Here is an 11,828-nt window from a genome sequence, read left to right on the forward strand (position 1 = left end):
CACACTGTTGGCGAGCCTCCTGCACAGGAGCTTTGCTAACGCGTAAAGTTTTAAAGGAGTCGGAGATAGAAGTCATATTGATGATTTACTGAAAGTTAATAAGTATTTGAACATTTAGTTGGGGAAATTTAACAAATGTCTCACAGACTGCTCTAAATCAGTTGCCTTAACCAAGGATTCTCCAATCAGGACTGCATCAGCTCCCGACTCAGCTACTGTAGCTAAATCAGCAGATGTGTATAAACCAGACTCACTCACAACTGTTATCCCTAAAGTCTTTAACTTTTCCAAACGTTCTGCCAATAGAGATTGAGTTGTTGCTAAATTAACGATAAAGTTTTCCAGATTGCGATTATTAATGCCGATCAATTTCACATTTGGTAATGCCAGCACCCGGTCAAGTTCGTCAAGAGTATGTACTTCCACTAAGGCTGTCATCCCCAGATGTTGAACAATCTGCTGAAAATCTTGCAGAACTTCATCGGATAAGATGGCGGCAATTAATAGCACTGCATCTGCGCCATTGGCTCGTGCAAGATAAATTTGGTAAGGATCAATAATAAATTCTTTGCAAAGCAAGGGTAGTGCGACACTCTTTCTAATTAACCGCAGATTTTCAAAACTGCCGTGGAAAAATTTCTCATCGGTTAACACTGATATACAGGTAGCACCGCCTCGCTCGTATGCTTGAGCAATCTCAACAGGATCAAAGTCAGTACGGATTACTCCTTTACTAGGTGAAGCTTTCTTTACCTCTGCAATCAGGCTAGGTTTGGTGGGATTTTGGCACAAGGCACTTAGGAAATCTTGTGGTGCTGGTGCAACATTAGCTTGATTCTTTAGTGCTTCTAGAGATAGTTGTTCGCGTCTTTTGGCGACCTCTTCCCTTTTGTGCAATACAATCTCCTCAAGAATATGATGTGGTTTTATCGACTGTATACTCACTGACTTGTTGATTCTAGTGGTAGTAAAGGACTGGGTTGTTTGATACTGAGGATTTGGCATAGGATATCTAGAGGTTCTCATTTAGACGAAATATGCTTTCTTAGTCATCGCTTTAGCGATTAAGTAGTTGGTTTTATAGCATTCAATGACAAAATGCCATAACTGCAATTACATAAAATTAATTACATGCCATTTACTAAAGCTGAGACCAGTTTTTTACTTGTGTATGAATGTACTACATTCTTAATAATCGTCAAACCTACTCCTTCACCTAGAGTCATGATTGATTCTGGATGGAACTGAACACCTGCAATTGGCAGTTTTTGATGTTCGATACCCATAATCACGCCATCTTCAGACATGGCTGTAACTTTGAGTTCTCTGGGAAGGCTTTCAGGTAGAGCAAATAACGAGTGGTATCTACCGACTTCAAATGATGATGGTAAATCTTTAAAAGCTGTAGAGTTTGGTGCTACAACAGAAACGCGAGATACTTTGCCATGTTGGGGATAGTCGAGAACTCCCAGTTTGCCTCCGAAAGCTTCAACAATTGACTGTAATCCCAAACAAACACCAAAGATGGGGATTTGCCGTTTTGTGCAGGCTGCAATTGTCTGTGCTACACGGAAATCAGTAGGTCTACCTGGCCCGGGAGATAAAACAACAAGGTCTGGACTTTCTGTATCAAAGAATGATTCCGAAAAGCCATGTCGTAGGGTTTTGACTGTAGCACCAGTTTGACGGATGTAGTTTGCTAGTGTGTGTACAAAAGAGTCTTCATAATCAATTAGTAAGATGCGTTTCCCTTGCCCTGAATTGATTGCCTGATAATTAATGTTGTAGTTACTTGCAAAATTAGTACTTCTCTGACTAGTCTGTTCAAGTGTTTGAAACAAGGCAGCAGCTTTAGTGAGAGTTTCCTGGGCTTCAGCTGTTGGCTCAGAGTCATAAAGAACTGTTGCACCCACTCGCACTTCTGCAATCGAGTCCTGAAGTCGGATAGTCCTCAAGATCAGACCCGTATTGAAATCGCCTTTAAAAGTTAAGTATCCAACTGCTCCACCATACCAACGTCGAGGGCTATGCTCATGCTGCTCGATAAACTGCATTGCTGCCCGTTTTGGTGCACCCGTGACTGTGACTGCCCACAGATGACTAAGAAATGCATCCAAAGCATCAAACTCTGGTCGCAATAAGCCTTCAACGTGATCTACTGTATGGATTAAGTGACTGTATAATTCAATTTGGCGGCGACCGATTACTCTTACTGACCCAGGCTCACTAATCCGCGACTTATCGTTGCGGTCAACATCAGTACACATGGTTAACTCAGATTCATCCTTGCGTGAGTTGAGCAACTTCAGGATTTGAGCAGCATCATCAATCGCATCTTTTCCCCGGCGAACTGTACCACTGATTGGGCAGGTTTCAACACGTCTACCTTCAACACGCACAAACATTTCTGGAGATGCACCGATGAGATACTCACCACCTAAATTAAAGATGAATCCATAGGGGCTGGGATTAATTTGCTGTAGCGTTCGGAACAGTTCGCTAGGAGAGCTTTCGCAGGTTTTAAAGAAGTTTTGACTGGGAACAACTTCAAATAAATCACCACGACGGAAATAATTGAGTGCTTTGTTAACTTGTTCCTCATACTCACCAGGTGCGTGGTCAGAGGCTTGAGTAGCGGTATAGCCCTTACCTTTGTAATCAATAATTTCCCCACTGCGAGGCAGACCCCTAGTACTACCGTATTTGGTATCGAATTCATACTGCAAATGAAACGCGTGTTGTTGGTAGTAGTCAATAATTACCAGTTCATCAGGTAGATACAGCACTAAATCTTTCTGATCTTCTGGACGAGTAAGATACTTTGGCATTTGCTCAAACTGAAAAACCAAGTCGTAGCCAAATGCACCATAAAGTCCCAAATGCTCATCTTCTAAGCTTTCAAAAGCATATAGAATTTCGCGAATAATACTAAAGACAGATGGTTGTCTACTTCTTTCTTCTTCTGAAAATAAACGTTCTGTTCGTCGGATAGAGCCAGTTACAGAACTATTCTCTAAGTTAACTCCAACAAGTTGTGGATGCTTGCATAGACGCTCTGCCAAATATACAAGTAGCACCATACCTCGTTCGTTATGTGCCTTGATTGTAAATGAGTTGGAGTTAGTAACAAGTTCTAGGGGTGGATTGACAAAACCTATTCCCCATCTCTTGTAACGTCCTGGATATTCGTAGCTGCTTTTTAGTAAACCTCCGCGTTGAAAATCCAGCTGTGACAGAATATCATCAATAGCAGTCTCTATGGAAGTCTGGGTCACGGAGCGAGATACAAGAATTTCACCTTTAGTTGTGTAGTTATGGTTATCTAAATACATTTCCTATTCCTCTCAAAGTTTTTGGATGTGAATTCGACAGAGTTAAACCCGCAAAAGCCTATTATTCAAATATTGAGGTATTGAGGTGAAAATACCTCAATATTTGAATCATAAAGTAGTCAATATAGTTGCAATAACTTGAATTGAAGCTCTCCATCTGAACTTCTATGAACTTATCTGCAAGAAGTTAGAGATTTATGCAAATAATAAAAACTATTTAAATTTCGTTTCGTCCTGAAGTCTGCTGTCATCAGCAGCACCCCATTTTAGTAGCGATCGCGTGTCAATAAAATGGGATAATTTTTGGCAGGTTCATATTGGTCTTGTTTGAATCCAACACACGACAGGGGCACAAAACTGTTTATTTTTATAAGTCTACTTTTGTCTAGTTACCATTATTGCCAAGTAAGTGTGAATAATTAAAGGCTCATAGTAAGCAGCTAGAGCCGCTTACTATGAGCCTTTAATTAAATTGACATTGCAAAACACATGGTTTGATTTATTCTTGCCCGTTTACTTAATTGGGGTAGTCAGGAGCTAGAAGCCTTTTGGCACCTGACTACTGTTTCAAGATACAAGCTTATTTGCCCATTAGCTTAATCAATCAAATATCTTGTATATCCTGTACCTAGACTAGTTGCTTGCGTTTGCGCTTCAGCATCATAGCTGCGCCTATAGCACTAGTTGCTAATAAACCTGTTGTAGAAGTGGGTTCAGGAACAGTTTTGATATCAAGCCTTACTACTTTCCCTACACCTGGGAGATCAGCTTTGGTGCTGATATAGAAAGCGCCATCAGGACCAATAGTGAAGGCAGCGGCTGACTCGATGCCATCGCCACTCCAGAGAGTTGTGCGAGTCCCATCAGGTGCAAGTTGGATCAGAGAACCATCTCTGCTACCTTTCCAAGGAGACTCATTATTGTACTGCAAAGCATACAAGTTTCCGGCAGCATCGAAGTCCAAGTCAGTTAATTGCGTAAAGCCATCAGCAAAAACTGTTGGTTGATTATCATCCCCAAGTTTAAAGATACGTGCTATACCTTCTTGATAAGGATAACCAGTTAATTCGCTAACATATGCAGCGCCATCAGGGCCAATTGCAATAGCTGTGGGTACTGATTGAAGAACAAGCTCATCAGGTTGCTCGGAAGAGGGAATAAAAGGTGGGAAGTCGGGATTTTTTACGGTTTGATTAGGAAACACAATTGGTGTCAAATTACTACCATCGAGTCCCACAGTATATACAGTGTTCGCACCCGGGTCAGCTATATAAGCTAGATCGCCGTTAATTGCCACAGAATAGGGATTACTAATCAAATCACCTTGATCAGGATTATTATTGAGTTCAAAATTTGCCAGATCAGCAATACTTGTCAATGAACCTGTGTTCAAATCTATTTTGTAGAATTGACCCATTTCAGGAGCGTTTAATACAGAGTTACGCTTTCCTGGATCACCAGCAAAACTATAAACAAGATAAGCATTGCCTTTGGAATCAAATTTGATATCCTGGACACCACTGGCCTCAGTACCGGTGGGCAGATGTCCAAGAGAGCTGAACCCTGTCAGTATACGCTCTTGCTTCCCATCCTTAATTCTGGTAATCGCACCACTGTTGCCAAGACATAAAGGAGCTAATTGGGCACTGGGTGATGGTATGCAAGCACCATTTCCTCCAGTACCTGATTCAGTAATATACAGACTACCATCAGGGCCAAAACTGAGACCTCGTGGATTATCGAGACCATCGGCAACTACTGTAAGCGATGCAGCTTCAGCAGCTTTTGCTCCGAGAATAGCGGTAATACACAATGTCAGAAAGATAATAGGAAATTGCTTAACTTTCATATGTCCAAAAAACCAAAATTCTATCCAATACTTTACCCTAAGCTAATGCAGTTTTATCAAAAGAAAGTAGACCTTTAATTATCCAGATGGTTTTCATTTACGCTAACCTAATTACCTTGTTGTGCTGGATAGTTTTCTTAAAAGTCTACTTTTATTAAGCAGGTTGTGATAACAATCGTGTTAAACGCCTCCAGTTAAAACATTATCGGCATTGATTTGATGAGAAAGTTTCAAATCCCCACTAAGCTTTTGGTATATAACTTCTTCCACGGGCAAATGTATCCAAGTTGCCAGCTTTGGCTTCGAGCAAACGCTTGATATTTATGCTCTCAGACATAAAATCCTCAATCTGAAGTTTGCCATGAGGCAAAGGCTGGTCTACTTTCCAGAATGTGATCCGATGCTGGATGAAACCAGAGGCAGAAGGATCGCCAAAAGCATAAGCAGCGGGGATAAGCATCACAGGGGAGCGCTGAATAAATCCGTAGTCAGGATAGAAGTAGTCTTGTTCAAGCAAGTAGTATTTGTTCAGATTATGCAATTGCAGTGTGACTTTTACTTTCTGGTCGTATTCATCAAGAAACTCACCTGATTGGGGGGAAATCTCACCATGTGGATGCAGCAGATGTGACCATTCATCCATGTTCCGCAGGTTTGATAAGTATTCGACTCCCATTTCAATAGGAGCATCAATATAGATAGTTTCACTATCGATAAAGTTGCGCCCCACTACTGCTGCGGTATGACCAGCTTTGCGCTCCAAAATACCTTTGAGAGAACGACATTCAGAAGTATGTATCGTGCCAACTGCCTCGATCATCATTGGAGTCCGTCGCTTGGGATCGACAAAGCTTACCCAGTGGAAGTATACACCCTCCTCATCTGTTCCCGGTTCGATGTAGCTTGGAGGAAACAGCAGAACAGGGTACACTTGGAAGTACTTATTATATTCAAACCCGCAGTGCCACTCAATGCCGTAAAAAAGAGGGTGTTCCAGCTTTTTAACGTGATAGTAGAGCTTGTTCTGATAGGCAGATGCAGTTCCAAGCCAGGTATCTTCGTCAATTTGCTCTTTCATCCGGCTAAAGAGTGTCCAATCATCCAAATTTTTTAAATTGCAAAGGTAATCGAAGGCATTTTCTGCTGAGGTGGCAATAAAAGCAGATGTCGCAAAGGTATTTTTTTCCATTGTTAACTCCTTGAATGTATTTTAGTAAAAAGTCATGGTTTTCTTAGTGAAAATCATATTGTCTTTTGATTTTCACCCTTTTTAATTCGTGCTTCTCCCAGTTGTTTAGAAGCTTCATTGGTAGTAATTTGCTGCTTTTGGGATATGTCAAAAATCTCTAGCAGGGTATCGTAGATATTATTTAGCTGCCTGAAAGCTTTTTCTTCATTGTAGCCAATCATTTCGTTGTAAACATTGATTAATCCTCCGGCATTAATTACATAATCGGGAGCATAAAGAATTCCTTTTTCAGCAAGCATTTTGCCATGCACAATCTCATTCTCTAGTTGATTATTAGCAGCACCAGCAATAATTTTAGCTTGCAACAAAGGAATTGTTTGACTGTTGAGAATTCCTCCAAAGGCACAAGGAGAAAATACATCTACATTTAAAGAGTATATTTCATCAGCTTCCACAACAGTAGCACCAAACAAACGTTTTACTTCCTCTGCTTTGTCGGGATTTATATCGCTAACAAACAGTTTTACACCATGTTCATATAATTGACGACAGAGATTTTTGCCTACATTTCCTAAACCTTGAACTGCAACCTTGAGTCCATCAAATCCTTGGTTAGGTAAATGAAACTCTACAGCAGCTTTAATTCCTAAAAATACTCCCTGTGCGGTTATAGGGGCGGGACCGCCGGACTTTTCTGATACTCCAACTACATATTTGGTTTCTTGACCTATTACTCGGACATCTTGCGGGGTTATATTCATATCTTGTCCAGTAATAAAACGTCCCTTAAGACTATCAACAAAACGCCCATATGCTCGGAGAAGTTCTTCTGTTTTATGTTCAGGTTTAGCAATAATGACCGCTTTTCCCCCACCAGCAGGAATATTAGCACAGGCAGCTTTGTAGGTCATACCACGACTTAGACGAAGAGCATCTTTTAATGCAGCTTCCTCATTGACATAAGGGAATAGTCTTGTCGCGCCCATTGCTGGGCCTAAGTTAGTGTTATGGATGGCAATAATTACCTTAATATCTGGATTGGTGTCATTAAAAAAGAGAACTTGCTCATGACCCATTTCTCTAACAGTTTCAAATAGCTTCATATTCGTCTCCCAATGATTGATTTTTCATTTTAGAGCCACTGCGTTGTTTGAGTTTTTACAGTTGTAGCAAGTGGCGTGATTTTGGATTAATGATAATGCTAGAGGTTCAAACTAATGGAAATTTGTGAGACTCTTAACTGCACTTGATTGAACTCCTGGTGCTGTTAAAGTTTGATTACGTCCTTGAGAAGGTGCACTTCGACTGGGGTCAATTACTACATCGACTACAAAAGGAACAGTGGAGGCGATCGCTTGCTCTAGTGCTGCTTGCAAATCTGACTCTTTCTCGACTCTGATACCTTCTGCTCCCATACCACGAGCAATTAAGACGAAATCTGTCTGTGGAATTGTCGCATCTGCACCCTGAAATCCCAACGATGTCATACCTTGATGGCACATATTGTAATGACCATCGTTAAGTACAATCCAGACGGCAGGAATCTTGTATCTCACAGCTGTGCTAATTTCGTTATTCATCAGCATTGCCCCATCTCCAACAATAGCTACAGCTTTGCCATTCCGGGCTAGTGCTGCACCTACAACTCCGGTGACGGCTTGACCCATTGCGGCGAATCCAGTGCTGACTCGGTAACGATTTGGTTGTGAAAATTGCAGTAGATGATTTGCCCAAATAAACGAATTACCCGCCTCTGATATAACTAGGGCATCACTACCCTCAACGATTACTTTTTGAATTTCCTCTATCAAAACTTCTGACCGTACTGGATAGCCTGCACTAGGCTCCATTACTTTGCGTTCTGGACGAGGTAGCGATAATGTTGTTGGACAAGAAGAAGCCTCTGGTAATTGCTTCAAGAGTTCCTCTACGAAGGCTTTGATATCAGACTGAATAGGGAAAGTTTCAGCATATGGATAGGATACTCCTGGTACTTCTGGGTTGATGTCCACATGTACGAAGCCTCTTGGGGGAACCATGTCTTGACGCCAGAAAGAAGTCGGTTCACCAAGACGTGTTCCTAGTACGAGTATGCGTAAAGGAGTTTGTTCTTGCATATAAGTGATCACAGAAGCTTGACCACCCCAACCGGTGACACCCACAAACTGGGGATGATCTTCGGGAAAGATGCCTTTACCACGGGGTGAGCACATAACTGCTGCACCAGTTCTTTCGGCAAGTTGGCGGATTTCTTCTGCTGCATCACGGGCACCGAACCCGACCCAAATTGCAAAGGGGCCAGAAGATAATAATTCAACAGATTTAGCGATCGCTTTCGGGGAAGGTGTAATCCGATAACTGGAAAAATCAACCTGGGGTAAGGATATACGATCAACTAAAATTGACTGCACATCGTTGGGAATGCTTAAATGTGCAACAAACCCTCCTGGTTGTGCCAAACCAATAGCAAGTTGGCGAAAAATCTGTGGGAGTTGAGCAGCAGATTCAACGATGGTTGCATAGTTGAAGGGCATTCCTGGGCTAAAAATTCCTGCGCTGGGCAATGTCTCGATGGTGGTTTCCTGAATTGCGCGGCGTCCGCGCTGTGATGCTGAGGTGCTAGCCGACAAAAGAATCACCTTTGCACCTTCATTACGGGCAGCTAATAAGCCTGTGAGGGCGTTGCTGATGCCTGGGCCTGTTGTGGTGAATACTATATTAGGGCTACCACTGGCAAAGTAAGCCTCAACTGCCGCAAAAGCAGCTCCTCCTTCATGACGAAAATTCAACACCTGCATATCACTATTCGATAGCGCTTTCCAAAGGTGGGCCATACCACCTCCCATGAGGCCAAAAGCGCGACGCACACCCAAATTTTCTAGCATTTGGATAATTGCATCTGCAACTGATATTTGTTGGGCTGTTTTTGATTCAGCCGTACTGATAGATGCAAAATTCTTGTATGACTCAGTACTACTTGCGTGTAAAAGAGTTTTGGAAATAGTCATATGATCTCTCATTTGGATTTCAATACGAGATTTTGTTTTTTGAATACTGCTTAGTCAATTCGGTTGTGACACCCGGAAACTTCACCTGCCGATTTGAACCTTTGTACTTTTATCAGGGGAAGACGTAAGATTTATGCAACTATCGGAAAATTTTTACGTTAACGGGTTACGTTACCTACTTTGCCCATCACTTTTACAAAGGCCAAATCAGCAAATCTGATATTTTACCCAAACGCTAAATGGTAAAGCGTATTTTTTATTGGTTTAACGCTTTTTTATTCCTCTCTCCAGATAAAAAAACAATAATTCTTGCTACATAAGACTTTCATTGAAAAGAGATAATTCTAGCTATAATGTTAAAAAATAAAGCTCCAAACCTAGTTTCTGTCTTTTCTTTAGTCAAGGGGCTTTTAGAAGATGCTTGAAAGAAAAAGTGATCCGAGCCTCACTGCTACTATTAACAGTAAGTTAAGAATTCTGTCTCTTAGCCCCATCTGGTAATAGTAGTTTTCTTGTGCGTGATGGCTGGTAGTTACCTGGAAGCTTATTGATAATAATCATATAAAGGGATAGGGAGAGAGGCAAGCGTTAGTTGCCTCTCTCCCCACTATTAAAATTATCATTCTTATGCAGAATTATTTCTATACTTAGAGATTGTTTTAAAAGTCCTGACAGGTGGAATTTTTCCCTTTTCATTTGGGTCAATTGCAAAGAAAAATCAAGGTTCTCACCATGTAGTGAGATTCTTTGCCGCGATCATATGAAAGAAAAATACCCTTTTAAAACATCCTCTTAGATGTATTGACAAAATTGACTCGCTTTTATCTTGTCACTAATGCACACTAGGTACGAGATATTCTTGGCGCTTGCGCTTCAGCATCTTAGATGCGAAAGCAGCAACCGCTAACAAGCCAATGACAGAAATGGGTTCTGGAACTTTCGCCACTATCGGAGCGAAGATTAGGTAAGCGGGTGACTTCAACCCACCGCTGCCAGGAAGCACAAAGTCAGAGATGAACTCTCCCGTAGTTCCATCGTACTGTTTGATACCTTTGTCGTCTCCAAAGCCGCTGACGAAGAGGTTACCGTAGGGACTGTAAGTCAAGCCTACGGGCAATTTTAACCCACCACTGCCAGAAGGCACGAAGTCTTTGACGAACTCCCCGGTAATTGCGTTGTACTGTTTTACACTATCGGTTCCAAATGAAGCGACTAAGAGGCTATCGTCGTGGAAGACGAAGCCTATGGGCGAATTTAACCCGCCACTGCCAGTAGGCACGAAGTCTCTGACGAACTCCCCCGTAATTCCGTTGTACTCTTTGACACCGCTACTCCCAAAGGAAGTGGTGAAGAAGTTACCATTGGGGCCGAAAGTCACATCATCGGTTACACTCAGACCTCCACTGCCGGAAGGTACAAAGTCTTTGATGAATTCCCCCGTAATTCCGCTGTACTGTTTTACACTATTGTTAGCAGAAGAGCTAACGAAGAGATCGCCGTTAGGACCAAAAATCAAGTTATAGGGTTGATTCAGTCCGCCACTGCCGGAAGGTACAAAGTCAGCGATGAACTCCCCCGTAATGCCGCTGTACTGTTTTACACTATTGTCAGTAAAGGAGATGACGAAGAGGTTGCCGTTAGGGCCAACGGTCAAGCCTGTAGGTTCGCCCAGCCCGCCACTACCGGAAGTCACGAAGTCTTTGACAAACTCCCCCGTAATTGCGTCGTATTCTTTGACACTGTTGGTAGTATAGCTATTGACCAACAATCTGTAGCTCAGATTAAGATCTGATTTTTGGTCAATGTTCATTTTTCCGTCGTAAAAGTTAGCGCTAACTGTGTAATTTGTCTGCGCTTTTGTCGCTCCAGCATTCAGCCCGAAACCGATTGACGTGAGAACTACTGGAACAAGCCATACAGAATGTGATCGGAGCATGGTTTTCATTGCTTTTACAGTATAAAAAATTGACAGTTATGAAGAGTTTACTACATCGAACAACTGTCGTAGTTTTATCAGGGGAAGACGCAGGATTTATGCAAGTATCGGAAAATTTTTACTTGCTTTATAGTTTTTGCAATACAAGCGCTAATTCAGATTCGTAATTTACCTTTGATTGGTCAGCATACGAATGTTGTGCAAGATCATTTAATTGCTTAAGGATAAAGACTAACTCCTGCCCCAACTCCGTTAAACTGTATGTAACTTGCGGCGGGACAGTTGGCTCATGATGGCGATAAAGAATCCCTTTGTGTTCCAACATCCTTAAACGCTCTGTTAAGACTTTGGTCGAAACCCCGTCTACCCGACGCTTCAACGCACCAAAACGAGTTGGTCCGTTGGTAAATAATACCCATAGAATGGACACCGTCCAGGGTCCAGACAGAACAGCAATCAAAATACTGACTGGGCAAGGGCTGGGATCTTTAGAAGGATAAGACATGGGTAATTA

General features: G+C 42.0%; 8 protein-coding genes. All 8 read right to left on the reverse strand.

The genetic code is table 11. The annotated features are described in order from the left end of the window. Positions 1-114: 114 nt before the first annotated feature. Entirely contained in the window at positions 115-1,026 is a 912-nt protein-coding gene (trpC, locus tag ACEYW6_RS04890) for an indole-3-glycerol phosphate synthase TrpC (protein ID WP_412978841.1), read from the reverse strand. Between the two features lie 101 nt (positions 1,027-1,127). Continuing rightward, positions 1,128-3,332, reverse strand: coding sequence for an anthranilate synthase (locus ACEYW6_RS04895; protein WP_412978842.1), 2,205 nt, complete (start codon positions 3,330-3,332; stop codon positions 1,128-1,130). A gap of 628 nt (positions 3,333-3,960) precedes the next feature. Next, positions 3,961-5,181: a ScyD/ScyE family protein gene (locus ACEYW6_RS04900; protein ID WP_412978843.1), complete on the reverse strand. Its 1,221-nt coding sequence runs from the start codon at positions 5,179-5,181 to the stop codon at positions 3,961-3,963. Positions 5,182-5,422: 241 nt separating this feature from the next. Then, positions 5,423-6,370, reverse strand: a complete 948-nt coding sequence (scyC, locus tag ACEYW6_RS04905) for a scytonemin biosynthesis cyclase/decarboxylase ScyC (RefSeq protein ID WP_412978844.1) — start codon at positions 6,368-6,370, stop codon at positions 5,423-5,425. A gap of 53 nt (positions 6,371-6,423) precedes the next feature. Next, on the reverse strand, positions 6,424-7,473 hold the full coding sequence (gene scyB, locus ACEYW6_RS04910; RefSeq protein WP_412978845.1) for a tryptophan dehydrogenase ScyB: 1,050 nt from the start codon (positions 7,471-7,473) through the stop codon (positions 6,424-6,426). Between the two features lie 111 nt (positions 7,474-7,584). After that, the gene (locus tag ACEYW6_RS04915; RefSeq protein WP_412978846.1) at positions 7,585-9,378 is read right to left on the reverse strand and encodes a thiamine pyrophosphate-dependent enzyme; all 1,794 of its coding nucleotides are present in this window, start codon (positions 9,376-9,378) and stop codon (positions 7,585-7,587) included. Positions 9,379-10,210: 832 nt separating this feature from the next. Next, positions 10,211-11,314: a PEP-CTERM sorting domain-containing protein gene (locus tag ACEYW6_RS04920; RefSeq protein ID WP_412978847.1), complete on the reverse strand. Its 1,104-nt coding sequence runs from the start codon at positions 11,312-11,314 to the stop codon at positions 10,211-10,213. A gap of 127 nt (positions 11,315-11,441) precedes the next feature. Next, positions 11,442-11,819 (reverse strand): winged helix-turn-helix transcriptional regulator, encoded by a 378-nt coding sequence (locus ACEYW6_RS04925; RefSeq protein ID WP_412978848.1) that lies wholly within the window; start codon positions 11,817-11,819, stop codon positions 11,442-11,444. Positions 11,820-11,828: the final 9 nt, after the last annotated feature.

The sequence above is a fragment of the Nostoc sp. UIC 10607 genome (assembly GCF_047228265.1).
GTDB lineage: Bacteria > Cyanobacteriota > Cyanobacteriia > Cyanobacteriales > Nostocaceae > Nostoc > Nostoc foliaceum_A.